This is a genomic window from Actomonas spartinae (genome assembly GCF_051209155.1).
In the GTDB taxonomy this organism is placed as follows: Bacteria; Verrucomicrobiota; Verrucomicrobiia; order Opitutales; family Opitutaceae; genus Actomonas.
This window is the reverse complement of record NZ_JBPJGB010000002.1, coordinates 1,434,061-1,447,423: the sequence shown is the minus strand read 5'-3', so window position 1 is coordinate 1,447,423 and position 13,363 is coordinate 1,434,061. Positions and strand designations below refer to the sequence as shown.

The following is a 13,363-nucleotide window of genomic DNA, read 5'->3' as shown; positions in this document are numbered from 1 at the left end:
AACCTGTCAATTTACCGGCGCACCATCCGGCGTTTACGGTGCCTCCACCCAAGCGCGAGCGCGACCAGCCCCACGCTCAACGCGTAAGTCGAGGGCTCCGGCACCGCGCTCAGCGAGGTCGTGACCTGCAGGATCTGGTTGTTGATGCCGAAGGTGTAGGCGTAACCCGTCGCGCCGCTGCCAACGACAAAATCGAGCACGTCAAAATCGTCGTAGTCGCCCGCGCTTTGGAAGTTGATCAGGTCGTAGGTCCCGAAGGCGAGGTCCTCGCCGTTGATGAAGTTGAACGTCGCGCCGCCACTCGTGGCGGGGCCGGAAAGCAGCCCGCCGGTCACCATGATCAGATCGGAACCTTCCAGGCCCAGGTCCCAGTTGAACACCGCGCCATCCTCGATCGTGAGCCCGTCCGCGAAGACCATCGTGCCCGGCGAATTGCCCGGCGCGAGGATGCCGCCGGCTTTCAAGGTCACCTCGCCATGGAACGTCGCGTCTCCCCCCAGCGTGCCGCCGGTATTCACCGTCGCAAGCGAGGCCAGGGAACCATTCACCACCAACAGCCCGGCATCGACCGCGGTCGTGCCGGTAAAGGTTTGCGCACCGGTGATGCGCAGCGTGCCGGCGCCGGTCTTGACCAACCCGCCGTTGCCGGTGATCGCGCCCGTGAAGTCCGCCGTCGGCAGACTCTGCCCCGCCGTGAGCGTCGCGCCGCCCAGCGTCACCGAACCCGCCCCCGAAAAATCGCCCACCGTTTGGTCGTAACCGTTGAGGTCAAACACCGCCCCCGCGTCCACGCCGATGCCGCTCGCCTGCGCGATGACGTCGGTGGTCTGCGCCGTCAGCGAGCCCGCCGCCACCGTGACTCCACCGGTGAAGGTGTTTTGGCTGCTGAAAATCAGGTTCCCCGCACTCACCTTGGCGAAACCACCCGTCCCGCTGATGACCCCTTCCCAGCCGGCCGACCCGATGCTGTTGTTCACAAACAAGGCCGCGCCATCGCGCAGGATCACGCTGCCCGCACCGGAGAAATCACCCACCGTCTGCGTGTGGCCGTTGAGGTCCCAAGTGGCTCCCGCGTTGATGCCGATGCCGCTGGTCGAGGCCAGGGAGAGGCCCGCGCCCATGACCAAGGTGCCTTCCTCCACGGTGGTGCCGCCCGTGTAGGCCATGGGGGTGTTGATCGCCAGCGTGCCCGCCCCGTTTTTGATGATGCCCCCGCTGCCGAGCATTGTCTGGTTGAGCCCGAGCGTCACCCCGTCCGCCGCACTCAAGCGCGCACTGCCACCCCCGAGCGTGATCGTCCGCTCGAGGTCGGTGGAGGCGGTGGCGTGCAATGTAGCCAAATTATCGATACTCACGCCGACTCCGCTTGCGCCCAGCGCGGCGTCGCCGTTGAAGGCGAGCGTGCCGCCGGTCAGCGCCGTGCCGCCGGTGTGGGTGTTCACCCCGTTGAGCGTGAGGGTGCCCGCACCTTGCTTTTGCAGGGACCACACCCCGTTGGTGCCGCCGTTGCCAGAGAGGCCGCTGCCAACTTCGTCGGTGATCGCGTTGGCGATCGTGTAGCTCTCGCCCCCTTCGTTGGTGACCCGCAGCACCCCGAAGCCCTGCAGAAAAAACCCGGCGCCCGCTCCAGACCCGTCGGTCCCGTTGTGATTGGAAATTTCATTGACCGTGCCCCCGACCGCCGACCCACCGGACTGGCTACCGCCACCTCTCAGGTGGAGCACATACTCTCCGCCTCCGGCCGTGGGGTTTCCCATCACAAACAAGGCTCCGCCCAAACCGGCGCCACCACCTCCCGAAGGTAAAAGCGATCCCGACGCAAAAGCGTTCACCGTGCCGCCACTGGCATTGGTCGTATCAAACGACACGTTGATGAGATTCACGCTGGACCGCGTGGCGTTGCCGAAGATGGCGATACCGCCGCCCGCACCGAGGCCTCCTCCGCCAGACCCACCGCCCGTAATGCTCCCGTTGGTAAAGGAGGACGAGAAGGTCCCTGCTGACCCTTGTCCGGCACCAAAACCCGCCGCGCCTCCGGCCAAGGCTCCGCCTCCGCCGCCGCCGCCGAAACCGCCGACACCGCCGTTGGCCAAGGCACCACCGCCTCCGCCACCACCAAAACCGCCGGCCCCTCCGACCGCCGCCGCCACCGGAGGCGAGTGCGATACCCAATACTGACCGCCCGAGCCTCCGCCGCCACCACCGAAACCACCCGCACTGCCCACCGCCCCGACACCACCGCCGTCCGCCACGTCGAATTCACCGAAGCCGCTCAACAATTTGCCGAACTGACCGCCGCCCGCACCGGGCACAATGCCACCGCCCACGTCTTGGGCATATCCGCCACCCGCAGCACCTCGACCAAGACCACCCGCTCCTCCTGACCGACTTGCCCCCCCGTAGGCCGAACCGCCGGCTCCGCCCAATCCTCCACCACCGCCGCCATAGACATCAGCACTGCCGCTGCCGAACTGTCTGGCGTCGCCCGACCCGCCGATACCGCCCACCGCCCGCGTGTTCTGCACGGTCAGGTTCTGAAAGGTCACATCACTGTCATACACCGTGAATCCTTGGTTCACGTTGGCGCCATCGTAAGTGTAGCCCGCGCCGTCGATGATCCAGCTGCCGCCACCCGAGATCGCTTCCAACGGGGTGCCGGTGGACGTGATGTTGTTGGCAAAAACGATGTGTTTCGAACCGCCCGCGCGACCTGCCGCGATCGCGGCATTGAACTGGGCTTCGGTCGAGACGACGGACTGCGCCTGCGTGGCAGTCAGGAGATGGAGGAACACGAGGCCCCCAAGCAGGGCGGTTCGGACGGCACGTTTATTCATCGGGGGGGGCGGAAGGTCTACGAAGCGCAACCCCCAATGCGCGCGGGCCGCTGGAACATCGATCGGTCAATCGCAGGTCGATGGCATCACCGTGGGCACCACCCCTGGTTCGGCAAGTCTCAAAACTCCGCTTCAGCCCGCCCCACAAATACCCCGTCGCGGCCCTTGACTCACCCCCGGCCCGGGGTAGCCTCTGCGCCCTTTGTTTTCCGGATGGCGCAAGACCTGAAAAATACGCTGCTTCTGCCCAAAACCGACTTCCCGATGCGAGCCAACCTCGTGAAGCGGGAACCGGAGCGCTTGGCGCATTGGTCGAAGCTCGATCTCTACCAGGCGATGCAAAGCCTCCGCGCGGAGGCTCCCACCTTCATTCTGCACGACGGTCCGCCCTTCACCAACGGTGACGTGCACATTGGCACCGCGCTCAACAAGACGCTCAAGGATATCGTCTGCCGCTACAAAACCATGCGCGGCTTCCGCACGCCCTACGTGCCGGGTTGGGACTGCCATGGCCTGCCCATCGAACAGAAGGTCACTCGCGAAATTCAGGAGGCCGGCGAGGACCTCTCCACCGCCGAACGCCGCGCCCGCTGCGACGCCTTTTCAGAGCGCTGGATCGGAATCCAAAAGGAGCAGTTCAAACGCCTCGGCGTGCAGGCCGACTGGGCCAGCGAATACAAGACCAAGGCTCCCGCCTACGAGGCCGACATCATCCGCACCTTCGCGTCTTTCGTCGAGCAGGGCATCGTCTACCGCTCCAAGAAGCCGGTCTATTGGTCCATCCCCTTCGAAACCGCCCTTGCCGAGGCCGAGATCGAATACAAGGACCACGTGTCGCCCGCCATCTGGGTGAAGTTCACCGTGCCGACCGAGCAGGCGGAAAAATTCGGCCTGCCCACCGACAAACCCCTTTCCGTCGTCATCTGGACGACGACGCCGTGGACGATTCCGGCCAACCTAGCCATCGCAGTCCACCCGCAGGTCGACTATGTCGTCGCCGACCTCGGCGCCGAACGCATCTTGGTCGCCGCTGCGCTGCTTAACCAGGTGCTCGCCTCCGCCAAACACGAGGGCGACGCGCCGGTCATCCACACCGTCAAAGGCGAACAACTCGAGCACCTCGCACCGCGCCATCCCTTCATCGATCGCGCCTCGCCGGTCGTGCTCGCCGACTACGTCACCACCGACAGCGGCACCGGCTGCGTGCACACCGCTCCCGGCCATGGCGCCGAGGACTATCTCACCGGCCTCAACTACAAGCTCGAGATCTACTGCCCCGTCGGCGACGACGGTCGTTACCTCGACGACGGTCAGGTGCCCGCCGAACTCGTTGGCCTTTCCTGCCTCGAATCCGTGGAGGACCTCGCCGCCAAAAAGACCTCCCCGGCCAACATCGGCGTGCTCAAACTGCTCGCGGAGAAAAACGCCCTGCTCGCCAAGGCCCGCTACCCGCACAGCTACCCGCATTGCTGGCGCTCCAAGACGCCCATCATTTTCCGTGCGGTCGACCAGTGGTTCGTCTCGCTCGACGAGGCCAACCATCGCGCCAAGGCCCTCGAGTCCATCGGCGGCGTGAAGTGGGTGCCCGGTTGGGGCGAAGCCCGCATTCGTGGCGCCGTGGAAGCCCGCCCCGATTGGTGCGTTTCGCGCCAACGTTCCTGGGGTGTGCCCATCATCGCCTTCTACGGCCCCGACAAAACGCCATATATCGACGGCGGCGTGATCCGCGCCGTGGCCAACAAGATCGCCACCCGCGGCACCAACTTCTGGTATGACGCCACCCCGACCGAGATCCTCGACGGCGTGACGCTGCCCGCCGGTTGGCCGACCGCCGCCGAGCTCACCTGTGGCCGCGACACGCTCGACGTCTGGATCGACTCCGGTTCCTCGCACAACGCCGTGCTCGGCACCGGCCAGGGCACCACCTCCTGGCCCGCCGACCTCTACCTCGAAGGCAGCGACCAACACCGCGGTTGGTTCCAGTCCTCGCTCTGGACCTCCATCATCTCGCGCGGCGCCGCCCCCTACCGCGCAGTGCTCACCCACGGCTTCATCGTCGGCGAAGACGGCAAGAAAATCTCCAAGAGCGGCCAATACGAGAAACCGCCGACCTCCGACCGCTACATCAACGACTACGGCGCCGACGTCATCCGTCTCTGGATCGCCTCCCAGGATTTCACCCAGGACATCACCCTGTCGGACAAGATCCTCGGGCTCGCCTCCGACGCCTACCGGCTTTTCCGCAACACCTTCCGCTACCAGCTCTCGACCCAGTTCGATTTCGATCCGGCCACCAACACCGTGGCCGTGGCCGACATGGACCTCATCGACCGCTGGGCGCTGCACCAGACCGCCGTGCTCGCCGAGGCCTGCACCGCCGCCTACGACGCCTACGAATTCCACCGCGTCTTACAGCTCTGCAACCACTTCTGCTCGGTCACGCTCTCCGCGGTCTATCACGACATCCTCAAGGATCGTCTCTACACCTTCCCGGCCAACCACCCGCAGCGCCGCTCCTCGCAGACCGCCATTCGCGCGATCTTCGACACCCTCGTGCGCCTGCTCGCGCCGGTGCTGACCTTCACCGCCGACGAAGCGTGGGCGCACGCCACCACCGGCACCGATTTCTCCGATCAGCCGATCCAACTTCAGGATTGGCCGGTCATCCCTGCCGATTGGAAAAACGCTGACCTCGAAGCCGAAGTCGCCGCCCTTCTGAAGGTGCGCGGCCAGGTCACCGAGGCCATTGAACCGGCCCGCCAGGCCGGGCAGATCGGCAAATCCCTCGACGCCACCGTGGCCCTTACCAGCCCGGCCGACGCCGAGTCCACTGCGCTCCTCGCCAAGCACGCCGCCGTCCTCCCCGAGCTCTTCATTGTCTCCCGTGTGAATCTATCCACGGGTGAGAACCCCGAGCTGCAGATCGGTGTCACGCACTGCAAGGAGCACGGTGATCAACGCTGCCCGCGCTGCTGGCGCTGGGTGCCCTCCCTTTCCGCCTCTCCTCAAGGCGAAACCTGCCCCCGCTGCGCGGAGGCCCTCGGCTAATCCTCCCTCCTCCCCTCCCCATCATGGCTAAAAAGACCCCACCCCGTTCCGCCAAAAAGACTGCGACCACCCCGAAAAAAGCCGCCGCCAAGAAGCCGACGAAGAAAGCCACCGCCACCAAAAAAACCACCGCCAAAAAGACGCCTGTGAAGAAGGCGCCGACCCAAAAAGCACCAGCGAAGAAAGCTCCCGCCAAAAAGAAAGCCTCCGGCAAAACCACCAAGTCGCTCCCCGCCAAAAAGAGCGTCAAAAAAGCCGTGGCGAAAAAAGCTCCCGTGAAGAAGACCGCTCCGAAAAAGGCCGCCGCTAAAAAAGCGCCCGCCAAGAAGCCCGCCGCCAAACCGGCCGCCAAGAAGGCGCCGGCCAAAAAAGTCGCGGTGAAAAAGGCTCCGACCAAAAAAGCGGCCCCGGCCAAGGCGAGCGGCACGAAATCTGTTTCCTCTGTTAAGAAAACCGCCAAGGCGCCGAAGACTTCTCCGGCGACCAAGGCAACCCCGGCGAAAGCCGCCTCCAAATCGAAATCCACTTCTGTGAGTTCCACCGGCAAATCCAAACCCGCCACCAAAAAAGCCGCCGCCCGCGACGCCCTCCGCAGTCGCGTGCTCGGTCGCTCCAAAGGACCCAAGTCCATCGCCTTCTCCCTCGATGAGGTGCAGGAGATCGCCAAGACCAGCGCCAAGCGCGAGGTCGAGGACGCCTCCAAAAAGGCCAAAAAGTCCGCCGAGAAAAAGGCCGCCATCGAGGCCTCGCTCAAAGCCGCCAAACCCACTCATGTCGCCGCCGCTTCGCTGGCCGACATCCTGGGCTTCAACCCGGCCGGCGGCAAGAAGGCCACCTACGACGATCCGTCGCAGGTGCCCGACAAGTTCCGCCGCTACTACAAGGCGCTGCTCGAGCTGCGCGAGGCCCTCACCGGGCAGATCGACCAGCACTCCGAGGAGACCCTGAAGCGCTCCTCCAAGGACGACGCCGGTGACCTCTCCTCCTACGGCCAGCACATGGCCGACGCCGGCACCGACACCTTCGACCGCGACTTCGCCCTCTCCCTCGTCGCCAATGAGCAGGAGGCGCTCTCCGAAATCGAAGCCGCCATCCAGCGCATCAAGAAGGGCACCTACGGAGTCTGCGAAGTCACCGGCAAACCCATCCCCAAGGATCGCCTCATGGCCGTGCCCTTCACCCGCTACACCGCCGAGGCCCAGAAGCAACTGGAGCGCAACCGTCATCGCGTGCGCACCCAGGCCGGCCTCTTTGGCGAAATGGGCGAAGACGGTCCGACCCTCAGCGACACCAGCGACGACGATTAAACCTCCGTCGCGGCGGCATTGACCGCCGCCTCGCGCGGTGAGCGCCTCCGATTCTCGTTTGCCGGATGCCAACCCGGCTCTCCCTTCCAGCCAGCCGCCCGCCCGCGGCTGGCTGGCCCGCTTTGCCGCCTACCGCCTGCTGTGGATTCTGGGCTTCACCACCCTGGTCTTCGACCAGGTATCCAAATTTTGGATCGTGGAGCGCATGCCGCTCGGCACCTACCACCTCTACCACGGCGCCATTCCGGTCATTGAGGATTTCTTCCATCTCGTGCACGTGGGCAACACCGGCGCCGCCTGGAGCCTCTTCACCGGCCAGTCCACCGTGCTCGCCCTGCTCGCCATCTTCACCCTCGGCGCGATCTTCTGGTGGCGTCACAGCCTCGGCCTGCGCGAGCGCATGGTGCAATGGGCCTTCGGCCTGCTCTGCGGTGGCATCATTGGCAACCTCATCGACCGCGTCGCCTACGGCCACGTCGTCGATTTCCTCGACTTCCACTTCGGCGACTACATCTACCCGACCTTCAACATCGCCGACAGCGGGATCTGCATTGGCGTCGGCCTCTACATGATTCACACCCTGCGCCAGCCGGCGGAGTCGAAGGAGACCACGAGTTAAACGCTCGCTTCGGCTCGCAACCTGCTAAGAGCCTTAGCCTCGACTTGTGAACGCGGTTTAACAGGTTTGGCCTCCGTCGGTTCGCCCATGCCCAGCTCCTGCCCCATATTCATCAGCTACGCCCACGAGGACGCGGACGCCGCGCGGGCGATCGCTGACTCGCTCCGCGCCTTTGGTCTGGAGGTCTGGTTTGATCAGAACGAACTGCGCGGCGGGGACCAGTGGGACAGCAAGATCCGCAGCCAGATCAAGGCCTGCGGCCTGTTCGTTCCGGTCATTTCCCGGACCACGCAAATCCGCGACGAGGCCTACTTTCGCCTCGAGTGGAAATTGGCCGACGACCGCTCGCACCTCATGGCGCCGGGCAAAGCTTTCATCGTGCCGGTGGTCATCGACGACACGCCGGAATACGAAGCCACCGTCCCCGAGTCCTTCGCCAAGGCCCAGTGGAGCCGACTGCCCGGTGGCGAGCCCTCCACCGCCTTTGTTGAACAGGTGAAACGTCTCGCGTCGCCCGGTGCTCAAACGGCCAATCCGATCGCGACCGACTCACGTCCGCCGCGCCCCGCCGTTACACCCGCCCCACAAGCCGCCCCCCCCAAACGCGGTCTGCCCGTGTGGGCGCTGGTCGTCATGGTCGTCGTGATCGCCGCCGCCTGCGTGGCGATTTTCGGCGGCGACGGTTCCGATTACATCACCCCGAACCTGGCCGCGGATTCGGCCCCTCCGACCGCGCAGGACGCCGCTGAGCCGGACAAGGCCCCCGGCGCCGACCGCCGCAGCATCGCGGTGTTGCCCTTCGTCAACATGAGCGACGACCCCTCGGCCAGTTCCTTCTTCGCCGACGGCATTCACGAAGACCTGCTCACCAATCTTTCCTTCATTGGCGACCTGCGCGTGGTGTCCCGCACCTCGGTCATGCAGTATCGCAACACCGCAAAACCCGTGCGGCAGATCGCCGAGGAACTCCGGGTCGGCACCCTGCTCGAAGGCAGCGTGCGCCGCGCCGGCGATCGGGTGCGCGTCACCGCGCAGCTCATCGACGCCAGCAACGACGAGCACCTCTGGGCGCAGACCTACGACCGCGAGCTCAAGGACATCTTCGCCATCCAAGGCGAACTCGCCAAGGCCATCGCCGCCGCCCTCAAGATCGCCCTCACCGATCAGCAAGAGGAGTCGCTGGCTCAAGCACCCACTGATAATCCCGCCGCCTACGAACTCTACCTGCGGGAGCGGGAACTCACTGACCGCGACGGCAACACCGAGAATCGCGTGCAAAAGAGCATCGAACTCATCCAGCACGCCCTCGCGCTCGACCCGACGTTCGCCCAAGCTTGGTCCTATCTCGCCGTGCTCCACGCCCAGTCTCACTTCTGGAACTATGACCGGACCGAGGAGCGTCTTGAGCTCGCCAAAAACGCGATTGAAAAGGCCCTCGACCTCGCCCCGACGGACCTTGAGGTCCTGATCAACGCCGGCAGCTACCACTACTACGCCCACCGCGACTACACCCGTGCCGCCCACTACTACCAACAGGTGCTGGATGTCGCGCCCAACAACGTCGATGCGATCGCGTCCATGGGTTTCATCCGCCGCCGGGAGGGCAAGTGGGCCGAGTCCATCACCCACCTCGAAAAGGCGCGTTCCCTCGACCCCCGCAATGTTTCCGTCCTGCGCGCTCTGGCCGGCAGCTACGAAATGATGCGCCACTTCGATCGCGCCATCGTCGCCCAGGAACAGCTGGTGCAGATGTTCCCGGAAAACCTCCGCGATAGGGGCGCGCTGGCCCAGCTGAAGTGCAAGCTCACGGAGTCATTCGAACCCCTGCGCGAGTCCCTCGCCCCCTATGAGAGCATCACCACCGATGTCCCCGCTTCCCTTTGGTTTGGCCGGATGAATCTGGCCAACAAGACGGGAGACTGGGATCGGTGCACGGCGCTGTTGGCGGCACCGCCCGATGTCATGGAGCCAGAGGAGCTCTTGCGCCAACGCGCCTTTATCCAGCTCAATCGCGGCAATGCGGAGGAGGCCCGCCGCCTCGGGGAAAAACTCATCGCACTGCTGGAACCAAAGATCGCCACCGAGCCCGACAACATCCGCCTGCGGTCCGACCTGCTGGCGGCCTACGCCGTGTCCGGCGACGAAGCCAAGGCCAAGGAGCAACAGGCGTGGTTGGAAACCACCCTTCAGGCGCTCAACGACGCCGTGGACGGACAAGTTTGGCGCACCACCCGTATCTACCTCGCCGCGTTCTTCGGCACGCCAGCCGAGGCCGCCGCCCGTGTGCGCGAGGCCCTCCCCTACCCAGGCACGCGCTTCTCTCGCTGGGATTTCCTCGGCGCCGATTTCCCTGACCGCATCCGCGAGAGCCCGGAGTTCCAAGCCCTCCTCGCCGACGACGCTGCCTGGGCCCCGATCCCGCTCGAATAGGTTCGGGCTCGAACCCGAGCTTACTCCACGTTGGCCATCTGCTCGCGCACGCGCTCGAGCTCGTTCTTCAGCTCGATGACGTGCTTCGAGATTTCCAGATCGTTGGCCTTGCTGCCGATGGTGTGAATCTCGCGGCCGACCTCCTGCAGGATGAACTCGCCCTTGCGGCCGATTTCACCGTCGGCCCGCAGCAGCGTTTCCAGCTGCTGCAGATGACTGCGTAGGCGGGTCAGCTCCTCGCTGATGTCGCTGCGGTCCGCGAACAGTGCGACCTCCTTCAGCACGCGTTCGTCCGACACATCGAGTTCGAGGTCGGCCTCGCGCAGCCGCCTGAACAACAATTCCCGGTAAGTTGGCGCGACCTGCGGCGCGCGATCGGCGACCGCGTTGACGTGCTTCTTGAGCGCGCTGATCCGGGTCAGGAAATCGATCAACAGCGCTTCCCCTTCCTTCGCCCGCATGGCGGAGAACTCACGCAGCGCCGATTCCGCCGCCTCCAGCACCGCGACCTCCACCGCCTCATCGAGTTCGGGTTCAGCCGTGGCCCGGCGATCGTTGGCAATGTCCCAGATCAACCGCGCGTCCGGCGCGAACGCCACCGCATGTGCTTCGGCGAGCTGCTGCAATCGTTCCAGCGCCGCGCCCACCTTGGCCTCGTCACCACTCGCCGCCTCCAGCCCGATTTGCACGTGAACCTTCCCGCGAGCGGCCACGTTGCGCACCGCCTCCGCGATTTTCGCCTCCAGCGCCGCCCACGCCTCCGGCAAACGCATCGATAGGTCGAGTGACTTCCGGTTCACAGAGTTCACCTGCACCACCACGGTCCCATCCCCCAACGGAGCCGAAGCCCGCCCAAAGCCAGTCATACTCTTCATGACTTAGTCCATGAAGAGAAATCCCAAGCGCTTAAATCCCAAATCCCAAATACTTACCCGCCGATCTTCTGAATGATCGCCGAAAAGATCGCCACGAACTGCTTCGATTCGTCGACCAAGCGCCCCCGCTCGACTTCCACCTCCGCCTGATCCCCCACATCAACCAGCGAGAGCCACAACCGCGACTCTTTCGCTTCCTTGCGGCAAATGCGAAATTTCATGAGCTTGTCCTTCGGACCCAATGCATCGTCTGCCTCGATGTAGTTTGCCGGCACCGACCCGGAAGCTCGCACCAGTTGCTTCACATCTTCCCGATTGCTCACCGTGCGAGGCAACGTCTTCACAAACACACGAACCTCACGCGCGAACCGCTCCGTTCTAGATCCCAAATCCTCCGGTCCGCTCATCGCTTCATTCCGTTGGGATTTGGGATTTCCTCCATTGGGATTTCTGCTCGGCGTTCAGTGAAGCTGAACGCCGAGCAGCTTCGCTACTTGATTGACATCCTTATCACCGCGGCCGCTGAGGTTGATGATCAGTATCTCGTCCTTACCCATCTCCTTCGCCCGTTTCACGCCATGCACCAGGGCGTGCGTCGACTCCAGGGCCGGGATGATGCCTTCGAGGCGTGAAATGAGCTGGAAGGTCTCCATCACCTCGTCGTCGCAGGCGTAGGCAAAATCAATGCGCTGACGGTCGCGGTAGAACGCGTGCTCCGGACCGATCGCGGCGTAATCGAGGCCGGCACTCACGGAGTGGGTCAGCTCGATCTGCCCATCCGGGTTCTGCAGGATGTAGGTCTTGCAGCCCTGCAATACGCCGAGCTTGCCGCCTTCAAATCGCGCCGCGTGATCGCCGCGGGTGATACCGCGGCCACCGGCCTCGACGCCGATCAGGCGCACCGCCTCGTCCTGCAAAAACTCGAAGAAGAAACCGATCGCGTTGGAGCCACCGCCCACACAGGCGATCATTTCGTCGGGCAGGCGCCCCTCGGCCTTCAGAATCTGCTCCTTGGTCTCCAGCCCGATCACGCGATGGAAATCGCGCACCATCATCGGATACGGGTGCGAACCCAGCGCCGAGCCGAGGATGTAGTGCGTTTCACGCACATTGGTCACCCAGTCGCGCATCGCCTCGTTGATGGCTTCCTTCAACGTCTTCTGACCCGCCTCGACGCCGATCACCTCGGCGCCCATCAGCCGCATCCGAAACACATTCAGGGCCTGCCGCTCCATGTCGACCGCCCCCATGTAGACGCGACACTTGAGGCCAAACTTCGCGCACACCGCCGCCGTCGCCACGCCGTGCTGACCGGCGCCGGTCTCGGCGATGATGCGTTGTTTGCCCATGCGCTTCGCCAGCAGCGCTTGGCCGATGGCGTTGTTGATCTTGTGCGCGCCCGTGTGGAGCAGGTCCTCACGCTTCAGGTAAATTTTGGCACCACCGCAGTGCTCGGTGAGCCGCGCGGCATAATACAACTCGGTCGGCCGTCCCGCGAACTCCTTCAAATGATGGCGCAGCTCGTTGATGAACGACTCGTCCTGGCGCGCCACTGCGTAGGCCTCGCCGAGCTCCTTCAGCGCGGTCATGAGCGTTTCGGGCACATACACGCCCCCGTAGGGACCGAAGTGTCCCGCCGCGTCGGGCAACGAGAAACGATCGAGGGTCGCGGAGGAGGAAGCGTCAGCAGATGTGGCCATGGGAACGATCACAGTGGAAGCCGCCCGCGCCCGCTGGCAAACCGGATTTGCACGCTGAGCTCCATGCAAAGGTGGACGCGGACCTCCGGACCGCGTTGCTGCCGGCCTCAGGCCTTCACCGTATCGAACACCACCACCTTTTCCCAGCGGTGCGAGTGGTCCTCGACAAACTTCTGGTGCAGCGGGTGCGTCTGATAGGCGGCCTGATCCTCCAGGCTGTCGAAGAGCAAAATCTCCGACGCGTGGTAACTGTTCTCCACCACTTCGCGCTTCTCTGTGTCGGCCGGCACGCCGACGTGCAGTCCCTTCACTTGGGGAATCGCGCCCAAACCACGGATACCATCCAACAGGGCCGTGAGATCCTCCTTGGATTCGGGGTTTTTGAGCCAAAAGAAAACGTGATGAACGAGGGCGGTATCTTGCATGGTGGAAAGGGAACTTGAGGTGGGTTGCGCCCGCGCGCCAACCGCGAACATCGCGCCGGCCGCCGCGGTGCCGGCGACAAACGCCCGGCGCGACAGGTTGTGATCAGGTGATTCCATCGCGATCG

At 64.4% G+C, this 13,363-nt stretch carries 9 protein-coding genes; 4 read left to right on the top strand and 5 right to left on the bottom strand.

The window, feature by feature from the left end:
- Positions 1–11: 11 nt before the first annotated feature.
- The gene (locus AC0MRV_RS13590) at positions 12–2,834 is read right to left on the bottom strand and encodes a beta strand repeat-containing protein (RefSeq protein WP_472765027.1); all 2,823 of its coding nucleotides are present in this window, start codon (positions 2,832–2,834) and stop codon (positions 12–14) included.
- A 264-nt stretch (positions 2,835–3,098) separates the two neighbouring features.
- Here AC0MRV_RS13590 and ileS point away from each other — a divergent pair, with 264 nt between their 5' ends.
- The 4 genes from ileS (at position 3,099) to AC0MRV_RS13570 (ending at position 10,238) form a co-directional block, all read left to right on the top strand.
- Positions 3,099–5,882 (top strand): isoleucine--tRNA ligase, encoded by a 2,784-nt coding sequence (ileS, locus tag AC0MRV_RS13585; RefSeq protein WP_472765026.1) that lies wholly within the window; start codon positions 3,099–3,101, stop codon positions 5,880–5,882.
- A 23-nt stretch (positions 5,883–5,905) separates the two neighbouring features.
- Complete coding sequence (locus tag AC0MRV_RS13580) at positions 5,906–7,189, top strand: TraR/DksA family transcriptional regulator (RefSeq protein ID WP_472765025.1); 1,284 nt, start codon at positions 5,906–5,908, stop codon at positions 7,187–7,189.
- 37 nt (positions 7,190–7,226) lie between these two features.
- Complete coding sequence (lspA, locus tag AC0MRV_RS13575) at positions 7,227–7,808, top strand: signal peptidase II (RefSeq protein ID WP_472765024.1); 582 nt, start codon at positions 7,227–7,229, stop codon at positions 7,806–7,808.
- 87 nt (positions 7,809–7,895) lie between these two features.
- Positions 7,896–10,238 (top strand): TIR domain-containing protein, encoded by a 2,343-nt coding sequence (locus AC0MRV_RS13570; protein WP_472765023.1) that lies wholly within the window; start codon positions 7,896–7,898, stop codon positions 10,236–10,238.
- 20 nt (positions 10,239–10,258) lie between these two features.
- Here the strand turns inward: AC0MRV_RS13570 and AC0MRV_RS13565 are convergent, their stop codons facing one another.
- From AC0MRV_RS13565 to AC0MRV_RS13550, 4 genes are all read right to left on the bottom strand, one after another.
- Complete coding sequence (locus AC0MRV_RS13565) at positions 10,259–11,113, bottom strand: YicC/YloC family endoribonuclease (RefSeq protein ID WP_472765022.1); 855 nt, start codon at positions 11,111–11,113, stop codon at positions 10,259–10,261.
- A gap of 53 nt (positions 11,114–11,166) precedes the next feature.
- Positions 11,167–11,520: a four helix bundle protein gene (locus AC0MRV_RS13560; RefSeq protein WP_472765021.1), complete on the bottom strand. Its 354-nt coding sequence runs from the start codon at positions 11,518–11,520 to the stop codon at positions 11,167–11,169.
- Between the two features lie 54 nt (positions 11,521–11,574).
- The gene (gene trpB, locus AC0MRV_RS13555; protein WP_472765020.1) at positions 11,575–12,813 is read right to left on the bottom strand and encodes a tryptophan synthase subunit beta; all 1,239 of its coding nucleotides are present in this window, start codon (positions 12,811–12,813) and stop codon (positions 11,575–11,577) included.
- A gap of 107 nt (positions 12,814–12,920) precedes the next feature.
- Positions 12,921–13,355 carry a Dabb family protein gene (locus AC0MRV_RS13550; RefSeq protein ID WP_472765019.1) on the bottom strand — a complete coding sequence of 145 codons (435 nt, stop codon included), beginning with the start codon at positions 13,353–13,355 and terminating at the stop codon, positions 12,921–12,923.
- Positions 13,356–13,363 lie beyond the last annotated feature (8 nt).

Bases quoted from the DNA above. Each gene is read 5' to 3' on its own strand.
- AC0MRV_RS13590 (WP_472765027.1), bottom strand. From the start codon at position 2,834: ATGAATAAACGTGCCGTCCGAACCGCCCTGCTTGGGGGCCTCGTGTTC.
- ileS (WP_472765026.1), top strand. From the start codon at position 3,099: ATGCGAGCCAACCTCGTGAAGCGGGAACCGGAGCGCTTGGCGCATTGG.
- AC0MRV_RS13580 (WP_472765025.1), top strand. From the start codon at position 5,906: ATGGCTAAAAAGACCCCACCCCGTTCCGCCAAAAAGACTGCGACCACC.
- AC0MRV_RS13570 (WP_472765023.1), top strand. From the start codon at position 7,896: ATGCCCAGCTCCTGCCCCATATTCATCAGCTACGCCCACGAGGACGCG.
- AC0MRV_RS13565 (WP_472765022.1), bottom strand. From the start codon at position 11,113: ATGAAGAGTATGACTGGCTTTGGGCGGGCTTCGGCTCCGTTGGGGGAT.
- AC0MRV_RS13560 (WP_472765021.1), bottom strand. From the start codon at position 11,520: ATGAGCGGACCGGAGGATTTGGGATCTAGAACGGAGCGGTTCGCGCGT.
- trpB (WP_472765020.1), bottom strand. From the start codon at position 12,813: ATGGCCACATCTGCTGACGCTTCCTCCTCCGCGACCCTCGATCGTTTC.
- AC0MRV_RS13550 (WP_472765019.1), bottom strand. From the start codon at position 13,355: ATGGAATCACCTGATCACAACCTGTCGCGCCGGGCGTTTGTCGCCGGC.